This is a genomic window from Herbiconiux aconitum (genome assembly GCF_024979235.1).
GTDB classification, from domain to species: Bacteria; Actinomycetota; Actinomycetes; order Actinomycetales; family Microbacteriaceae; genus Herbiconiux; species Herbiconiux aconitum.
In genome coordinates, this window is the sequence record NZ_JANLCM010000001.1 from 828765 (window position 1) to 845799 (window position 17035).

Annotated in this window: 14 protein-coding genes; 7 read left to right on the forward strand and 7 right to left on the reverse strand. The window is 68.6% G+C overall.

The genetic code is table 11. The features are described from left to right. Positions 1 to 36: 36 nt before the first annotated feature. From N1027_RS03740 to N1027_RS03750, 3 genes are all read right to left on the reverse strand, one after another. Positions 37 to 1374 carry an ABC transporter substrate-binding protein gene (locus N1027_RS03740; protein ID WP_372499666.1) on the reverse strand — a complete coding sequence of 446 codons (1338 nt, stop codon included), beginning with the start codon at positions 1372 to 1374 and terminating at the stop codon, positions 37 to 39. Between the two features lie 69 nt (positions 1375 to 1443). Continuing rightward, positions 1444 to 2253 (reverse strand): carbohydrate ABC transporter permease, encoded by an 810-nt coding sequence (locus N1027_RS03745; RefSeq protein ID WP_259507883.1) that lies wholly within the window; start codon positions 2251 to 2253, stop codon positions 1444 to 1446. 115 nt (positions 2254 to 2368) lie between these two features. Continuing rightward, positions 2369 to 3277 (reverse strand): carbohydrate ABC transporter permease, encoded by a 909-nt coding sequence (locus tag N1027_RS03750; RefSeq protein WP_259505350.1) that lies wholly within the window; start codon positions 3275 to 3277, stop codon positions 2369 to 2371. Between the two features lie 187 nt (positions 3278 to 3464). Here N1027_RS03750 and N1027_RS03755 point away from each other — a divergent pair, with 187 nt between their 5' ends. The 5 genes from N1027_RS03755 (at position 3465) to N1027_RS03775 (ending at position 9383) form a co-directional block, all read left to right on the forward strand. After that, positions 3465 to 4463 carry a LacI family DNA-binding transcriptional regulator gene (locus tag N1027_RS03755; RefSeq protein WP_259505352.1) on the forward strand — a complete coding sequence of 333 codons (999 nt, stop codon included), beginning with the start codon at positions 3465 to 3467 and terminating at the stop codon, positions 4461 to 4463. Positions 4464 to 4531: 68 nt separating this feature from the next. Further along, positions 4532 to 5545: an aldo/keto reductase gene (locus tag N1027_RS03760; protein WP_259505354.1), complete on the forward strand. Its 1014-nt coding sequence runs from the start codon at positions 4532 to 4534 to the stop codon at positions 5543 to 5545. A gap of 201 nt (positions 5546 to 5746) precedes the next feature. Further along, positions 5747 to 6415, forward strand: a complete 669-nt coding sequence (locus tag N1027_RS03765) for a TetR/AcrR family transcriptional regulator (RefSeq protein ID WP_259505356.1) — start codon at positions 5747 to 5749, stop codon at positions 6413 to 6415. Continuing rightward, positions 6412 to 7407: a hypothetical protein gene (locus N1027_RS03770; RefSeq protein ID WP_259505358.1), complete on the forward strand. Its 996-nt coding sequence runs from the start codon at positions 6412 to 6414 to the stop codon at positions 7405 to 7407. Before N1027_RS03765 ends, N1027_RS03770 begins: the two co-directional genes overlap by 4 nt. Beyond that, entirely contained in the window at positions 7404 to 9383 is a 1980-nt protein-coding gene (locus tag N1027_RS03775; RefSeq protein ID WP_259505360.1) for a YhgE/Pip family protein, read from the forward strand. Before N1027_RS03770 ends, N1027_RS03775 begins: the two co-directional genes overlap by 4 nt. 38 nt (positions 9384 to 9421) lie before the next feature. Here the strand turns inward: N1027_RS03775 and N1027_RS03780 are convergent, their stop codons facing one another. The 4 genes from N1027_RS03780 to N1027_RS03795 form a co-directional block, all read right to left on the reverse strand. Further along, the gene (locus N1027_RS03780; protein WP_259505361.1) at positions 9422 to 10750 is read right to left on the reverse strand and encodes a cell wall-binding repeat-containing protein; all 1329 of its coding nucleotides are present in this window, start codon (positions 10748 to 10750) and stop codon (positions 9422 to 9424) included. Between the two features lie 59 nt (positions 10751 to 10809). Next, complete coding sequence (locus tag N1027_RS20090) at positions 10810 to 13455, reverse strand: LuxR C-terminal-related transcriptional regulator (RefSeq protein WP_259505363.1); 2646 nt, start codon at positions 13453 to 13455, stop codon at positions 10810 to 10812. A 52-nt stretch (positions 13456 to 13507) separates the two neighbouring features. Further along, positions 13508 to 15130, reverse strand: coding sequence for a molybdopterin-dependent oxidoreductase (locus N1027_RS03790; protein ID WP_259505365.1), 1623 nt, complete (start codon positions 15128 to 15130; stop codon positions 13508 to 13510). Between the two features lie 140 nt (positions 15131 to 15270). After that, positions 15271 to 15684: a DUF3054 domain-containing protein gene (locus N1027_RS03795; protein WP_259505366.1), complete on the reverse strand. Its 414-nt coding sequence runs from the start codon at positions 15682 to 15684 to the stop codon at positions 15271 to 15273. A 58-nt stretch (positions 15685 to 15742) separates the two neighbouring features. Between N1027_RS03795 and N1027_RS03800 the strand changes: the two genes are divergently transcribed. Together N1027_RS03800 and N1027_RS03805 are read left to right on the forward strand one after the other, a co-directional pair. Beyond that, on the forward strand, positions 15743 to 16006 hold the full coding sequence (locus tag N1027_RS03800) for a hypothetical protein (protein ID WP_259505368.1): 264 nt from the start codon (positions 15743 to 15745) through the stop codon (positions 16004 to 16006). Positions 16007 to 16104: 98 nt separating this feature from the next. After that, the gene (locus tag N1027_RS03805) at positions 16105 to 17031 is read left to right on the forward strand and encodes an EamA family transporter (protein ID WP_259505370.1); all 927 of its coding nucleotides are present in this window, start codon (positions 16105 to 16107) and stop codon (positions 17029 to 17031) included. Positions 17032 to 17035: the final 4 nt, after the last annotated feature.

Here is a 17035-nt window from a genome sequence, read left to right on the forward strand (position 1 = left end):
CGCGACGGCCGGAAAGACCGTCGCGCCTCGAGGGTGTTACTTGACGGTGAAGCCCTGCTGGTTGCCGTAGGCCACCAGCTGGTCCTGCCAGGTCTTGAGACCCTTGTTCAGATCGCTGTTGTTCACGTAGGCCTGACCGACGGTGTCGCCGAAGATGCTGTTCGCATACACCTGGTAGGGCAGGTAGTGCCATCCGCTGGGCACGTTCTTCGACGCGTCGACGAGGGTCTCGTTGATGGTCTGGCCACCGAAGTACTCGGGGGCGTCGGCGAGGAACTCGGGCGACTCCAGGTCGGCCGTGGTCGAGGGGAATCCGCCGGAGGCGAGGAAGACCTTGATCGACGCCGGGTCGTGGTTCAGCCACTGCAGGAAGCCGGCCGCGAGAGCCTGGTTCTTCGACTGCTTCAGCACGACCTGGCCGCCACCACCGTTCTCAGCGGTCACCGGGGTGCCGTCGTAGGTGGGCATGGGGGCCACGCGCCAGTTGCCGGATGCCTGCGGCACCGACGACTCGAGCACGCCGGGCATCCACGCACCGGTCAGCAGCGTCGCGATGCTGCCGTCGCCGAGTGCCTTGTACCATTCGTCGCTCCAGCTGGGAGTGGTGGAGAGGAGCTTGCCCTCGTTCAGCTTGTTCCACTCGTCGGCCCACTTCTTCGAGCCGTCGTCCTGCAGGTTGATCGAGACATCCGTGCCCTTGGCGGTGAACGGCTGGCCGCCGGCCTGCCAGATCATGCTCGTGGCGAAGCCGGGGTCGCCGGTGTCGGAGGTGATGTACGCGTTCGGGTCGGCGGCGTGCAGCTTCTCGGCGGCCGCGATGTACTCGTCGTACGTCGTGGGCACCTCGATGCCGTACTTGTCGAAGACCGTCTTGTTGTAGAACATCGCCATGGGGCCCGAGTCCTGGGGCAGGCCGTAGACCTTGCCGTCGAAGGCCACCGAGCTCCACGGGCCCGCGCTGTAGTCCTTCTCGTAGTCGGCGAAGCCGTAGGAGCTGAGGTCGACGAGGGAGTCGGAGAGGGCGAACTGCGGGATGGCGTAGTACTCCAGCTGTGCGACATCCGGAGCGCCGGAGCCGGCGGTGATGGCGTTCTGCAGCTTGGTGTACTCGTCGGTGTTGGTGCCGGCGTTGACGTAGTTGACGTCGACGTTCGGGTACGCCTTCTCGAAGGCCGCGACCTGGGCCTCGGCGGAGGGGGTCCAGCTCCAGTAGGTGATCGAGCCGCCCTTTTCGAGCGCGGCCTGGATGTCGTCGGCCGAGCCGCTGCCACCGGCCGAGCTGCCGCCGCCCGAGGCGCAGGCAGCCAGGCTCAAGCCGAGCGCCAGGGTCGAAGCCGTGGCGAGTGCCACGCGGCGCAGAGTCATTTTGCGCATCTGTGTTCCTTTCGGTGCTTTCACTTCGTTGGGAGTGTTCTTACTTCGTTGTAGGGGTTTGGATTGCCGTCATTGCTTGACGCTTCCCGCGCTGAGGCCGGACTGCCAGAAGCGCTGGAGGAAGAGGAAGGCGATCACGATCGGCACGATCGTGAGGAGCGCGCCGGTGATGACCAGGTTGTAGATCGGCTGCGCCGCGACACCGGAGGCCTGCGCGCTCCACTGGCTGAGGCCGACGGTGAGCGGATACCAGGTGGGGTCGGAGAGCATGATCAAGGGCAGGAAGTAGTTGTTCCAGGTGGCGACCACGGCGAACAGCAGCACCGTCACGATCCCGGGGGCGAGCAATCGCAGCGAGATGGTGAAGAAGGTGCGGAATTCGCCGGCCCCGTCCATCCGTGCCGCCTCGAGCACTTCGGTGGGCACCGCGTCTGAGGCGAAGGTCCAGACGAGGTAGAGGCCGAAGGGGCTGATCAGCGAGGGCAGGATGACCGCCCACGGTGTGTTCGTGATGCCGATCTGGCTGAACATGAGGAAGGTCGGCACCGCGAGCGCGGTTCCCGGGATGGCGACGGCGCCGAGCACCACCGCGAAGACCGCTTTGCGGCCCGGGAAGTTGAACTTCGCGAGGCCGTAGCCCGCCAGGGTGGCGAGGAAGGTCGCCCCGCCGGCGCCGACGATCACGTAGAGGAGCGTGTTTCCGAACCACTGCACGAAGATGCCGTTGCGGTAGGTCAGCGTCTCGCCGATGTTCTGGAACAGGTTGAAGTCGGGGCCGAACCAGAGACCGAAGGTGGAGAAGAGATCACCCTGGTCTTTGGTGGCGTTGACGATCAGCCAGACCAGCGGCACCACGGAGTAGATCACGAAGATCGCCATCAGGATGGTGAGGGTGATCGACTTGCGGGTGCGGGTGTGCTTCGTGGGCTTGCGGTTCTGCACGAAGGCCGGGCGGCGGCGCGTGCGGGTTCGGGGTGTGGTGACGGCGCTCAACTCAGCGCACCTCCTGACGGGAACCGCGCAATTGCACGATGTAGGCGATGACGGCGGTGATGATTCCCATCACGATCGCGACGGTGGCGGAGTAGTTGAACTGCTGGCCGGCGAACGAGAGGTTGTAGGCATACATGTTCGGAGTGAAGTAGCTCGAGATGACGTTGGGCGCCAGCGCCTTCAACAGGTTCGGTTCGTTGAACAGCTGGAAGCTGCCGATGATCGAGAACACGGTGGCGATCACGATCGAGCTGCGGAGGGCCGGCAGCTTGATGCCCGAGATGATGCGGAACTGGCCCGCACCGTCGAGCTCGGCGGCCTCGTAGAGGTCGGTCGGGATGACCTTCAGCGCCGCGTAGAAGATGAGCATGTTGTAGCCCAGGAACTCCCAGGTGACGATGTTGCCGATCGACGCGAGGATCCAGTCGGAGGAGAAGGGCTGCAGCAGGTCGAAGCCGATCAGGTCGTTGATGCTGCCTGTCAGGCCGAACTGGTTGCCGTAGATGAAGCCCCAGATGAGGGCGGCGACGACACCGGGAACGGCGTAGGGCAGGAAGATCGCGATGCGGAAGAAGCTCGATCCGTGGAGCCTCGCACTGTCGATGGCGAGGGCCACGAAGAGCGAGAGGGCCAGCATGATGGGCACCTGGATGACCAGGAAGAGCGTGACGCGGAACAGTGACTCCCAGAACTTCGGGTCTTGGAAGAGCTGACCGTAGTTGCCGAGGCCCACGAATCCCGATCCGCCGACCAACTGGGTGCGGAACAGGCTGAGCACGATCGCATAGATCACGGGAGCGACCAGCACCGCCAGGAAGACCACCATGAAGGGGCCTACGAAACCCCAGCCGCGCCAGTCCCGTCGCGCACGGCGGAGGGGGCGGGATCGTGTGACACTCACCGACGCCATTGTCCAAATCCTCTTCTATGAAAAACTGTGTGGGATCATGTTTACGTCAACATAACCGGAGCGAGCCTAACATGTTCACGTAACCATGCAAGTTGACCAGGCAAATCACAGCAAATCCAGACACACAGGAGTGCATCACGTGACCGACACAGTCCGAGCCGGCTCGGTAAGGCATCGCGGGCCGTCCATGGCCGATGTGGCACGCCACGCCGGCGTCTCGACCCAGACAGTGTCTCGGGTGTCGAACGGCCTCTCCAACGTCGAACCGGCCACGCGCGATCGCGTGCTGGCGTCGATGCGGGAGCTCGGCTACCGCCCCAACCGCGCAGCGCGCGCCTTGCGTTCGGGCCAGTACCGCACGATCGGCGTGATCATGTTCACTCTGTCGTCATTCGGCAACATGCGAACGCTCGAATCCATTTCCATCGCGGCCGCGCAAGCCGGATACTCGATCACCCTCATCCCGGTCGAGGAGCCCACCCAGGAGCACGTCACCAAGGCCTTCGCCCGACTCTCCGAGCAAGCGGTCGACGGCATCGTGATCGTGATCGAAGCGCACTTCGTGAGCCAGGCCGACGTCGAACTGCCGGTGGGCCTGCCCGTCGTCGTCATCGACTCGAGCGGGCGCGACGACTACCCCGTGATCGACACCGATCAGGCGATGGGCGCACTGCTCGCCACCCAGCACCTGCTCGACCTCGGGCATTCGACCGTCTGGCACGTGGCCGGCCCCGGCGACTCCTACTCCGCGACACGGCGTGAGGCCTCCTGGCGCGCGACGCTGGAGAAGGCCGGATGCTCCGTGCCCCCCGTGGTGCGCGGGGACTGGACCACCGCGTCCGGCTACGAGGCGGGCGTCGAGTTGCTGAAGCGCGACGACGTGACCGCGGTGTTCGCCGGCAACGACCAGATGGCCCTCGGCATCCTGCGCGCGTTCCACGAAGCCGGGCGGCGGGTGCCCGACGAGGTGAGCGTCGTCGGCTTCGACGACATGGCCGAGTCGGATTCGTTCTGGCCGCCACTGACCACCATCCACCAGCGCTTCGACGTGGTGGGGCAGACCGGCATCGAGGTGCTGGTGGCCGAGATCGAGGGGCAGGAGACGCCGCCGGAGACGTTCATGGTGGAGACGCGACTCGTGGTGCGGGAGAGCACCGGACCGGCGCCGGCGCGCTCGGCGGAGTGAGCGCATCCGTTCGCCTGGCATGATCGAGAGGGGTCGATTTCGACCCCGCACCACTGGAAGGACAACCGATGCCTGACGGCAGCTACCCCGCCGCCCCCACCCGTTACGACCGGATGCAGTACAACCGCTCGGGCCGCAGCGGCCTGCTCCTGCCCGCTCTCTCGCTCGGTCTCTGGCACAACTTCGGCGATGAGCGCACGACCGATTCGCAGCGCGCGATCCTGCGCCGCGCTTTCGACCTCGGCATCACGCACTTCGACCTGGCGAACAACTACGGACCGCCTCCCGGATCGGCCGAGTCGAACTTCGGGCGCATCTTCGCGGAGGACTTCGCGGCGTATCGCGACGAGATCGTCGTCTCGTCGAAGGCCGGATACCTCATGTGGCCCGGCCCCTACGGCGAGTGGGGCTCGCGCAAGAGCGTGCTCGCCTCGCTCGACCAGTCGCTCGGGCGGCTCGGGCTCGACTACGTCGACATCTTCTACTCGCACCGCTTCGACCCGTCGACGCCGCTCGAGGAGACCATGGGGGCCCTCGCCACCGCCGTGACCTCGGGCAAGGCGCTCTACGTCGGCGTCTCGAACTACTCGCCGGAGGACACCCGCCGGGCCGCCGACATCCTCGCGTCGCTCGGGGTGCCGCTCACCATCCACCAGCCCTCGTACTCCATGTTCAACCGGCACGTCGAAGGCGGGCTGCTGCCGGTACTCGACGAGGTCGGCGCGGGCAGCATCGTGTTCTCGCCGCTGCACCAGGGCATGCTCACCGACCGCTACCTCGACGGCACCGTGCCCGAGGGTTCGCGGGCGGCGACCTCGCGGTTCCTGCCGGCGTCGCGGATCGACGAGACCTACCTCGCGCGCGTGCGGGCGCTGAACGAGATCGCGGCCGGCCGCGGCCAGACGCTGGCGCAGCTCGCCCTCACCTGGGTGCTGCGGCACCCGCAGGTGACGTCGGCGCTGATCGGCGCCTCGAGCGTCACGCAGCTCGAGCAGAACGTGGCAGCGCTGGATGCGGCGCCGCTCACGCCGTCGGAGATCGCGGCCATCGAGCCGCACGCGGTCGACGGCACGGCCAAGTAGCGCGGCGTTCCTTCCGAAACGACGGAGGCTCGGCGGCAATACGGACCGAGCCTCCGTCGGTTCCGTTGCAGGGCCCGAAACTCCGTCGTTCGGTCACGCCTCTCAGGGGGCGATCTCGAGGCGCACGATGACCCTCCGCGAAGCAGCGCTTGCTCCTACTAACTTGCACACGTGTGTGAACGTTAGTAGTACAGTGGATACATGCCGACCGCCCTCCACTCCCCCCGCGCCCCACGACGTGATGCCGCCGAGAATCGCGAAGCGATCGTCGCCGCCGCGGCCGTCGTGTTCCGCCGCGACCCTGAGGCGTCGCTCGACGCCGTCGCCACCGAGGCGGGTCTCTCGCGGCGCGCACTCTACGGGCACTTCGGCTCGCGCGATGAGTTGCTCGCCGAACTGCTCACGCGCGGGGGTGCCCGCATCTCCGCGGCGCTCGCCGACGTGCACGACCCCGATCCGCGCATCCATCTCGCCCTCATCGGCGCCGCGATGTGGGGCGAGGTGCAGCAGGTGCGCGTGCTCGCGCAGCTCGCGGTGCACGGCCCGCTCGAGAAGACCGTGGCCGATGCGCTCGGCCCCGTGCGCGCATCCGTTCGCCGGGCGGCCCGCGACGGTGTCGGGCGCGGCTGGTTCCGCGACGACGTTCCGGTCGAGAGTCTCGCCCGGCTCATCGAAGACGCCGCGATCGCCGTGCTCGACGAGGCGGTGCGCACTGACCTCTCCGAGCAGGAGGGGCGACGCCTCGTGATGGCGGTTGGGTTGTCGGTCGCCGGGCTGTCGTGGCGCGACGCGAACGAATTGATCGAATCCACCGCGCAGCTGTGCGCCCCACGGGCGACCGCTCCTCAGACGAAAGGCCGCACGGCATGAGAATCGTCGTCGAGGCCGTCAGCAAAGGGAAGAACGGCATCCCGCTGCCCGAAACCTCTCTCGTGTTCGAGAGCGGAAGGGTCACCGTCGTCGCGGCCGAGACCGGCGACCAGCCCACCGTGCTCTCGCTCATCGCGAGCGGAAGAATGGTGCCCGACAGCGGCTCCGTCACGCTCGACGGCGTCGCGGATGCCGCGTCGGCGCGTGAGCGGATCGCGCTCGTCGACGCACCCGATGTGAGCGACCCGTCCCCCGATCTGCTGCTGCGCTCAGTCGTGATCGAAGAGCTGATGTATGCCGGGCGGTCCACCTCGCGCGACACCGTCGCCGCGGTCATCGATCAAGCCGGCGGCGCGGCCTTCGCGGCGGTGCGGATGGGCGACGTGCCCCCCGCTGTGCGCGTGCGCATCCTGGCCGAAGTGGCCGCGTTCCGGCGCGGGGTGCGGGGAGTCGTGATCACGAGTCCCGACCGGCACGGCGGCGACCCGCGCGAATGGCTGGCGGTGGCGACCGACCTCGCCGACCGCGATTTCGCAGTGCTCGTCGTGTGCGGTGCGGCCTCGGCCGAGATCATCGCGCCCCTGCTGCCGCCGCGCCCGGCCGCCTCCGAGCCCGAAGCTGCGCTCGCAGTCGCACCTGCCGAAGCCACAGCCGCAACCGCGTCGCCCGCACCCGCACCCACACCCACGCCCATTGGGACTGAACCCACACCCACACCCGCACCCGCATCCCCGGAAGCCACACCTGCACCTGCCGATGCCGGGTCCGCCGAAGCCGGTGAATCCGCAACCGCGTCACCCGCACCCGCCGGGGCCGCGCCCGAACTCGCACCCTCCGAGGCCACGCCGCCTCACACTGCCCCCACCCCGCCTGCACGCGCCGCGCACGCTGCTGCACCCCCCGCGGCCGCGCCGGCCGAGACCGCACCCGCCGCACCTGCGCCCGCCGCACCCGCATCCACCACGCAACCCGAATCGGAGCCTTTCGCGTGAAGATCGTCCACCTCGTCGCCTCGGAGCTCAAACGCCTCACGGCCTCCTCCATGGCACGGCTCGCCCTCGTGGCGCTGATGCTCGTGCCCGTGCTGTACGCGGGCCTCTACCTCTGGGCCAACAACGACCCCTACGGAAACCTCAAAGACGTGCCGGTCGCACTCGTGGTCGAGGACACCGGCGGCACCCTCGACGGCAAGGCCGTGAACTATGGCGACGAAGTGCGCGACCAACTGCTGAAGGATGCCTCCTTCGGCTGGCAGGTCACCACCGCCGCCGACGCCGAACAAGGCGTGCGCGACGGCGAGTTCGACTTCATCCTCACCCTCGGCGCCGGGTTCTCGAGCGCGCTGACCTCGGCGAGCGGCAACGCTCCCGAGCAAGCCGTCGTGAAGCTCACCACCAACGACACGAACAGCTTCCTCGCCACCACGATCGCGGGCCAGGTGGCGGAGAAGGTGCGTGCGAGCATCACGGAGCGCGTCGGCAAGCAAGCCGCTCTCACCCTCCTGAACGGCTTCGCGACAGTGCGCACGAACCTCGGCGAAGCCGTCGACGGCGCCTCGAAACTCGCCGATGGCAGCACCACCGCGGCCGAAGGCGCGTTGACGTTGGCCGAGGGCTCCGGATCGGCGAACATCGGGGCCTTGCAACTGAACGACGGCCTGCAGCAACTGCAGGCGGGCTCCGCCGACCTCCCCGCGCAGGCCGCCGCGCTCAACGACGGTGCCCAGAAGGTCGCGGCCGGCGCGCAAGACCTCACGGTCGGCGCCCAGCAGGTCGCCGACGGAAATCGGCAGCTGGCCGACAAGGCGGCCCAGATCGCATCGGCCACCGGCCAGGCCGCGGCCGACGTACCTGCCGCGCGGGCCGACATCGTTCAGCAGCTCACCGATGCGGGCTTCAGTCAGGATCAGATCGATCGGGTACTCGCCGTACTCGACCCACTCGGCGACGCGGTGGTGCAAGGAAACGCGCAGGTGCAGACTGTCAACAGCCAGATCGATCAGCTGGCCGACGGCAGTAGCAAGGTCGCGGCCGGCGCCCAGGACCTGGCGAGCGGCAGCAGCCAGGTCGCCGCAGGAACCCAGAAGCTGACGAACGACGCGCCGACCCTCGCGAACGGCATCGCCAGCGCGGCGTCCGGCGCCTCCGAGCTCTCGACGGGAATCACCCGGATCGCCCAAGGCTCACTCGACCTCTCGAACGGACTCAACGCGCTGAACGGCGGGGCCGACACGCTGCGGGACGGACTCGCATCCGGCCTCGCCGACGTGCCCGACCAGACCGCCGACCAGCGCGAGGCCGCCGCTCAGACCATCTCCGATCCTGTAGCGCTCGACACCAGCGCTGTCACCAAGGCGAGCAATTACGGTGCCGGCATGGCTCCGTTCTTCATCAGTCTCGCGGCGTGGATCGGCATCTACGCCCTGTTCCTGATCGTGAAGCCGCTCTCCCGCCGGGCGCTGACGGCACTGAAGAAGCCGCTCACCGTCACCACCGCCGGCTGGCTCACGCCCGCCATCCTCGGCGCCCTGCAGATGACTGCCGTCTTCGGCATCATCACCCTCGCCCTTGGTTACCACGTGGAGCACGGCTGGGGCATGTTCGGCTTCATGGTGCTCACCTCGGCGACGTTCGCGACTATCATCCTGGCGCTCAACATCCTGCTCGGCAGTGTGGGCCAGTTCCTCGGGCTCGTGCTGATGGTGCTGCAACTCGTGACCGCGGGCGGAACCTTCCCGTGGCAAACACTGCCGGGGCCATTGCAGGTGCTGCACAACATCCTGCCGATGAGTCACGCGGTCGACGGCATCCGGCAGCTGATGTACGGCGGCAACCTCGACCTCGCCGCGGGTGACGCGACCGCCCTGCTCTGCTGGTTGCTCGGCGCGCTTCTGGTCTCGCTCCTCGGGGCGAGACGGATGACGCGCCACCGCACCTTGCGTGACCTCCGCCCCTCCCTCATCGGCTGAGGCAGGAAGGCGGAGGTCGCGCCGGGCGATTGCCCGGATCAGCCCAGGTGCGTCGCCAACTGCGCGTAGGTCGCGTCGGAGATGGTGTTCGTGCCACCGAGCACGACGATCCGCGTCGGGTTCAACCGGTCGAGTTCGGTCGCCACCTGCGTCGAGATCGCATTCTTCGTGACGAGCAGCACCGGGGCGTGGTTCGCGATCGCTCCCGCAGCACCGGAGAGGGCATCGGGGAACACCTCACCCGACGCGACGAACACCGTGTGGGTGTCGGCCGGCATGAAGGCACCAGCCGACACGTTGGCCGAGACCACGAACCGGTCGGCGCCCGCGACACGGTTGGTGACCGCGGTCATCTGCAGCGTCGCCACGACGGAGTCGGCGATCGTGTTCGTGCCACCCAGCACCACGATCTTGCTGGGCACGAGTCGCGCCAACTCGGTCGCCACCACGGCCGGGATCGAGTTCTTCTGCACCAGGAGCACCGGCCCACCCAGAGTTCCAGCGGCCGCAGAACCCGACAGGGCATCGGGGAAGACCTCACCCGAAGCGATGTAGGCGACCGGACGGTTCGGTCCGAAGGTCGCCAGCGAGATGCCCGCGGAGACCGCATAGCGGTCGGCTCCGCTGATTCGCGTGACCGCACCCGTGGTGACGTACGCATCGAGCGCGGTCTCGACACCGGCGGTGATGGTGTTGGTGCCACCGAGCACGACGATGTTCTGCGGCTTCAGCCGGGTGAGTTCAGCCGTGATGACCGCGGGGATGCCGTCTCGACCGACGAGCAGGACGGGCGCGCCGCCGGCACCGGCGGCCGCCGAAGCCGAGAGCGCATCGGGGAACACCTCACCGGACGCCACGTAGGCGGTTGCGACCCCGGGGGCGAACTCCTTGGCCGACACACCGGCGGAGACGGCGTAGCGGTCGGCGCCGCCGATTCGCTCGATGGCGCCTTCGACGTGCAGCGTGACCGTGGCACTGAGGCTGACACAGGGCAGCGTCTGTTCGATCTTGATGCAGTAGCTGAAGGTGTCGTCACCGACGAACCCGTCGGTGGGTGAATAGCTGAACGCGCCGTCGTTGCCGATCGACGTGATCGCGCCGTGCACCGGGTCGCCGCTGATGGAGATCAGCACGGTCGGGTCGAGCTCGACGTCGTTGGCCAGGAGGCCGACGGCCGCGGCGGCAGTGAACACGGAGCCCGCGGGCACGGTGTAGACGTCGTTGACGGCGGTGTTCGGCGCGGCGTGAGCGGCTGACGGGGCAGCCAGTACGGCGAGGCCGAAAGCCGCCGCGGCGGTGACGGCGGCGAACCGGGCGCGGCGCCCGGATGAAGTGGGAAGGGTGTGCACGGAAGGGCCTCTCGTCATGAAGATGATTTATTCTCATCCATCATGACATGAGGTTTACTCGAGCACCAGGGCCGACTTCAGCCTTCCAGCAACCCGCGCTCCGCAGCGGCGACCAGCGCCTCCTCCCGTGAGGCGACGCCGAGCTTGCGGTAGAGGCTGCGCAGCTGGCTCTTCACCGTGTTGATCGACACGAACAGCGCCGACGCGATCTCGGCCGTGCTGCCGGTCTCGACGAGGTGGTGCAGCACCGTCGCCTCGCGATCGGTGAGCCGCGTGCGCGCGAGCACCGAGGGCAGGAACGACCGCTGCCCGGCGACCGAATCGAAGAAGGAGACACTCGACACCAGCTCGTGCGCGCGGGCATTCGCGGCCAACGCCTCACGGTCGACGTCCGGGATGAACACGATGTCGAACCGCAGGTCGCGATCGAGGATGAGCGCCACCGTCTCGTCGGTGACGTCGGCCGCCAGGTCGACGTTGCCGAGACGGAGCAGGGCCGCCGCCCGCACCAGGCTGTGGGCCACTTCGATGTGCCGGCTCATCCAGCCGCGCTGCCGCACACCGTTCAGCAGTCGCAGGGCCTCAGCGGGGTCGTCGCCGAGCAGTGCTGTCAGAGCACGCACCAGGATGACGGCGGGTGCCTCCGCGGGCTGGCCTGCGAGCACCGCCTCTGCTCGCGCCGGCCGACCGGAGGCGAGGTATTCGACGGCGAGCAGCGCCGACAGCCACTCACCGATCACGCGGGGGATCTCGCTGCCCGTTCCGCGCTCGAGCGCCACCTGCAGCTCGACACTCCCGGCCCGATGCCGGTGCGTCGCGAGGTCGATGAGCGCCTGCAACAGCAGGAAGGCTCCCCGATGCTCGCTACCCGGCAGGTACCGCTCGACGGCATCGACGTGGGCCTGTGCCGCGGTGGGATCGAATCGCTCGAGGGCCTCGAAGCCCTGGGCCAGCCGATAGAGGGCACCCGGATGCCCCGTCCGCCAGCCCTCGGGCCAGTCCATCCGATTCAGGCGCGAGATGGGTTCGCGCGCCTCCACCATCTCGCCACTCAAGGCGAGGGTGCCGGCGATCAACGACAACGGGCGCAGGCGGGCGCGCAGCTCGGGCACCTGCATGCTCGCACTGTAGGCGGCACGGAAGGCTTCGAGGGCGCGATCGGGTCGTCCGGCGTAGAGCAGCGAGACGCCGGCGTGGGCGAGCAGATGGTAGGCGTTGCGTTCCAGGGCATCGCGATCGGCGGGCGCGAGCTCCTCGAAGATCTGGAGGGCGTTCTCCCCCGACTTGCCGGCCTGCTCGAACCGGCCGCTCAAGCGATAGGCGGCGCTCTCGCCGGCCACCAGCACGAAGCGTTCAGCCGAGTCGGTCTTGCTCGCCCGCACCCGGGAGGCAGCGATCGCGAGCGTGAAGAGCTCGATCGCGCGCATCCGGTTGTCACCGAGCGCGTCGTAGCCGAGGCCGAGCACCATGGCCAGGAGCGGATAGTGCCGGATGGAGCGCAGCGGAACCCCGCGCAGCACACCGACCGCCTCGATGAGGTGCACCTCGAGCAACTGCGCCCACCACTCGAGCGCGATGCGGGACGCGAATTCGAGGTCGCCGGCCTCGACGGCGTTCGACAGCGCCACGAAGGCCAGCCCTTGCGAACGCGCCCAGGCCGCATAGCGACGGCGCAGCACCGGCACCTGTTCGGGCAGTTGCGCCACGAGTTCGCCGTAGAGCGCCGACCGCACCACGCCCGAGAATCGGAAGACCAGACCCTCGGGCCCGCTCGACCAGAGGCCCAGGCCGTTCGACTCGGCTTGGTTCAGGTACTCCTCGGCGTGCTCTTCGCCGGTGAGGTCGCGGGCCAGGCCGACGCTGACCCCCTCGGGCACGGAGACCTTGAGCAGGAACGAGCGCACCCGCTCGTCGGGCGCGACGTGGGCCACCGTTTCGGCGATGTAGGCGACCACGGCATCCGGAACCCGCACATCGCGCGGCTCGAGGATGCGTCCCTCGCTCACGAGCGTCGTGGCCGCCGCGCGCACCGGCAGGGCGAGCCCGTCGGTGGCGTGCTGCACGGCGGCGACGACCTCCGGCGACGCGGTGGTGCCGGCGCTGACGAACAGTTCCGCCACCTCCTGGTCGCTGAACCGCAACGCCGCCGGCCCCACGATCTCGGTGTCGACCCGCAACGACAGCAACGCGGCATCCAACCCGGCCATCGACCGTGTGGCGAGAGTCACGCGCACGTCGTGGCAGTGCTCGAGCACGTCGAGCAGGTCGAGGTGCACGTCGCTGTCGTCGACACGCTCGTAGTTGTCGATGACGAGATGGATGCCGTCGGGCAGCCGCGAGAAGGCCCGCACCAGCGTGGCGCGCGGGTCGTCGGAGCGGCTGAGCGACGCCACCAGGTTCGCGAGCGTGGAGTCGTCGGTCTCGATGCCGGAGTCGATCACGGCGTCGACGACATCGCGCCAGAAGGAGAGCCGGGTGGAGGGTTGACGTCGGAGCGACACCCATTGACCGGGGCGGTCGGATGCCGATCGAGTGCGCGCCCACTCGGCCATCAGAACGGTCTTGCCCGCGCCTCCCACCCCCCGCACGATGGTGAGCGGCGCATCCGAGTCGAGTCGTCGCACCAGTCGCGGCCGGTCGACCAGCTGCCGGGGCAGTCGAGGCGCACCGGCGAAACCGGGTCGGCGACGACTCGTCGTCGCGCCCTCATCGACTTCCCTCACGTCCCCACCTCGTGACTACTCTAGGGAATGCCGACGACAGGGGTGGATGGGCTCAGTTCACCCTGACGCTGACTGTGTCCCAGCCGGTCGCGCCGTCGGGAGCCGGAGGCGCCTTGTCCGAGGTCTGCGTGGCGCCGGAGCTGTCGGTCGCCCGCACCGCGATGGTGTGGGAGCCGGGCTTCGCGTCCCACTCGTAGACCCATTGCACCCAGGTGTCGATGTTCGCGGTGTCGGCCAGGCGGGCCTCGTTCCAGTCGGCGCCGTCGATCTGCACCTCCACCTTCTCGATGCCGGTGTGCTGCGCCCAGGCGACGCCCGCCACCGCCACGGTGCCGGCGGCGACCGATGCGCCGGCTTGCGGCACGTCGATGCGCGACTCGGTCTTGATCGGGCCGAGCGCCGACCAGCCACGCGGAATCCAGTAACCCTCCGCGTCGGCGAAGCGCGTGACCTTCAGCTCGATGACCCATTTGGTGGCGGAGACGTATCCGTAGAGCCCCGCGACCACCATCCGCACCGGGTAGCCGTGCTCCGTGGGCAGCGGTTCGCCGTTCATGCCGACGGCGAGGATGCCGACCCGCTCCGGGTCTTGCAGGACCTCGAGGGGGGTGCCGGCCGTGAAACCGTCGGTGCTCGTGGAGAGCACCATGTCGGCACCCGCGGTGGGCTTCGCCTGAGCCAAGAGCTCGCGGATCGGATACCCGAGCCAGACCGCATTGCCGATGAGGTTGCCGCCCACCTCGTTCGAGACGCAGGCCAGAGTCACGACGTGCTCTTCGAGCGGGAGGGCGAGCAGCTCGTCCCAGCTGAGTTCGATCTCCTGCTCCACCATGCCGGTGACCTTGATGCTCCAGCCCTCGGCCTCGACCTGAGGAACCTGCAGCGCGGTGTCGATGCGGTAGAAGCTGGCGTTGGGTGTGACGTACGGAACGAGGCCCTTCAGCCCGAGGTCGGCGCCGGCGGGGATCGCGGGAGCGGGCGTGGCAGGGGGCGGGAGCGTGATGGCGGCGCGCGCCGCGCTCACGGCGCTGGCCGCCGCGTTCATCGTGCGGGAGACGCCCCCCACCACGAGGGCGGCGACGGCGGCGATGCCGGCGCGGATGAGGAAGCCGCGCCGGTCGACCGCTGCCTGGGCGCGGATTGGCGCCTGCACGGGCGGAGTCGGCGAAGTCTGCGACGCCTGTGAGGTCTGTGAGGTCTGCGACGCCTGCGAGATCTGCGACGTCTGCGACGTCTGCGAAGCCTGCCAGCGGCGCAATCGCCCGATGAGCATCCGGAGCACCAGCACGCCCACGATCATGCCGATGACGGTCGGGATGGCCGAGAGCCCGCTTGCGCCGGCCCGCGTGGTGACCGCCAGCACGGCCACGCCGGACACCACGATCAGGAGCGCTGTTCCAAATGGTGGGCGGCGGAGTTCGAGCAGGCCGACGAGCCCGGCGAGCACCAGCACCACGACGCCGAGGATGATGAGCAGAACGGCCTTGTCACCGGTGCCGAAGAGCTGGATGACCGTGTCTTTCACACCCGCGGGCGCGAGGTCGATGACGAAGGAGCCGACGGCGAACAGGGGGCTCGTCTCCGAGCCCGCGAACAGGGCGATCAGTTCGGCGGTCGCGAGCTCCGTCCCTGCGGCGACCACTCCCGACGCCGCGGCCCACAGTCTTGGTCGCATGCCTCATCTTAGGAACGCGCGGCTGTGCGCGGGCTGCGCATACGGAGCGTTGTACGCGGCGGTCGTCGTTTCGGGAGGAGCTGCGACGAACGAAGCACGCAGAGGGCCTTCGTTACGTGCACCTCCTCCCGAAGCGGAGGCTAGCGGCGACGGATGCGACGCACCAGCACCGCGACGGCACGCCAGCCCACGAGGAAGACACCGAGCACCACGGCGGTGACGATGACGAAGCTCCACTGCACGCCCTGCCCCGAGAGGATGCGCAGCAGCATTCCGGCGACCACGGCGGCACCCCAGACCACGACGCCGGTGGGCACCAGGCGGAGCGGCGCCCGCCAGGCGAGCGACGCGACCCAGCCGATCGCGGCGCCCGCGAAGAAGGGCCAGAGGGTGGTGAGGAAGCCGACGATCGCGGAATCCTCGTCGTGGCTCTGCCTCCCGATCGCCACGAACAGCACGATGAGAGCCGCGTCGAGAACGATGGCAAGCACGACGGGAGCGGTGCCGGTGCGCCGCGCGCCTCCGGCCTGCGGGGACACGGATGCAGAACTCACCCGAGGATTCTAGGCGCCGCACCTGGCCCTTCGACGCCGATGCCCCGAAGATGGAGAGGTGACCAACACCGAAATCACCATCCTGAACTACACCGTCAACGCGGATGTCTACGCTCGCTACGGCGCCGATTTCGACGCCGAGGCCGTGAACGACGAGATCCTGCGCATCCTGAACGACGTCGCGCCCGCCGGTGTGACCATCGAGCGCAACGGCAAGGTGCTCGCCGAGGACTCGGCGATCGATGCGGCGCGTGAGTTCGACTGGACCGGAACGCTGAAGCGCATCGACCTCGACACCATCCTTGCCAAGCACGGAAGATGAGCCCCGTCCGCGCCGCCAGCTCTGATTGAAGCTGCGCCACATCCTCGGTGTAGCAACGGTTGCTTGTGGGGCCGGAGTGAGCGCGCGAGGCTGAAGGCATGCCCCTCCGCGATCGACTGCTTGCCGGACTCGTCGCGCTGCTCTGGGGCGTGAACTTCGTCGCCATCCACTTCTCGCTCGAGCAATACCCGCCGTTCTTCCTGGTGGGGCTGCGCTTTCTCGTGCTGGCGATCCCCACCGTGCTGTTCGTGAAGTGGCCCGGGGTGAAGGTGCGCTGGCTGCTCGGTTACGGGCTGGGCTTCGGCATCCTGCAGTTCGCGTTCCTCTACGCAGGGCTCGCCGCCGGGATGCCGCCGGGGCTCGCCTCTCTCGTGCTGCAGGCATCCGCCCCGTTCACCGTGGTGATCGCGGCCGTCTGGCTGCGCGAGCGTCTGAGCCTGGTGCAGGGTGTCGGCATCCTCATCGCCGTCGCCGGGCTCGGCATCATCGCCGCGGAGCGGGCGGGGGCGTCGGCGTTGCTGCCGGTGATCCTCACGCTCTGCGGAGCGCTCGGCTGGGCATTCGGCAACGTGTGCAGCCGTCAGGCGAATCCGGTGAGCCCACTGGGGCTGACGCTGTGGATGTCGGTGGTGCCGCCGATTCCGATGATCGCCCTGTCGCTGCTGATCGAGGGGCCGGCCCGCATCGGCGCGTCCCTGGCGACGACATTCACGCTCGAGGCCCTGCCCGCGGTGCTCGGTCTGCTCTACACGGTGGTGCTCGGCACCATCGTGGGGTCGGGCATCTGGGTGACGCTGATGAAGCGCAATCCGTCGAGCCGGGTGGCGCCGTTCTCGATGCTCGTGCCGGTGGCGGGGTTCATCAGTGCGTGGTTGATCCTCGGCGAGGTGCCGACGGTCGGCGACCTGCTGGGTGGGGCGGTCGTGGTGGCGGGTGTTCTCGTGGCGACGCTGGTCTGGCGCCCCCGGTCGCGCATCCCGGCCGACGTGGAGCCGGAGGAGTCCCCCACCGCCACCGCGGGGTGAGGCA

What these genes read in the sequence shown, in the direction of transcription:
- N1027_RS03805 (WP_259505370.1), top strand. Translation starts at nt 16,105, where the DNA reads ATGCCCCTCCGCGATCGACTGCTTGCCGGACTCGTCGCGCTGCTCTGG.
- N1027_RS03770 (WP_259505358.1), top strand. Translation starts at nt 6,412, where the DNA reads ATGAGAATCGTCGTCGAGGCCGTCAGCAAAGGGAAGAACGGCATCCCG.
- N1027_RS03760 (WP_259505354.1), top strand. Translation starts at nt 4,532, where the DNA reads ATGCCTGACGGCAGCTACCCCGCCGCCCCCACCCGTTACGACCGGATG.
- N1027_RS03750 (WP_259505350.1), bottom strand. Translation starts at nt 3,277, where the DNA reads ATGGCGTCGGTGAGTGTCACACGATCCCGCCCCCTCCGCCGTGCGCGA.
- N1027_RS03740 (WP_372499666.1), bottom strand. Translation starts at nt 1,374, where the DNA reads ATGCGCAAAATGACTCTGCGCCGCGTGGCACTCGCCACGGCTTCGACC.
- N1027_RS03790 (WP_259505365.1), bottom strand. Translation starts at nt 15,130, where the DNA reads ATGCGACCAAGACTGTGGGCCGCGGCGTCGGGAGTGGTCGCCGCAGGG.
- N1027_RS03755 (WP_259505352.1), top strand. Translation starts at nt 3,465, where the DNA reads ATGGCCGATGTGGCACGCCACGCCGGCGTCTCGACCCAGACAGTGTCT.
- N1027_RS03780 (WP_259505361.1), bottom strand. Translation starts at nt 10,750, where the DNA reads ATGACGAGAGGCCCTTCCGTGCACACCCTTCCCACTTCATCCGGGCGC.
- N1027_RS03765 (WP_259505356.1), top strand. Translation starts at nt 5,747, where the DNA reads ATGCCGACCGCCCTCCACTCCCCCCGCGCCCCACGACGTGATGCCGCC.
- N1027_RS03745 (WP_259507883.1), bottom strand. Translation starts at nt 2,253, where the DNA reads ATGGCGATCTTCGTGATCTACTCCGTGGTGCCGCTGGTCTGGCTGATC.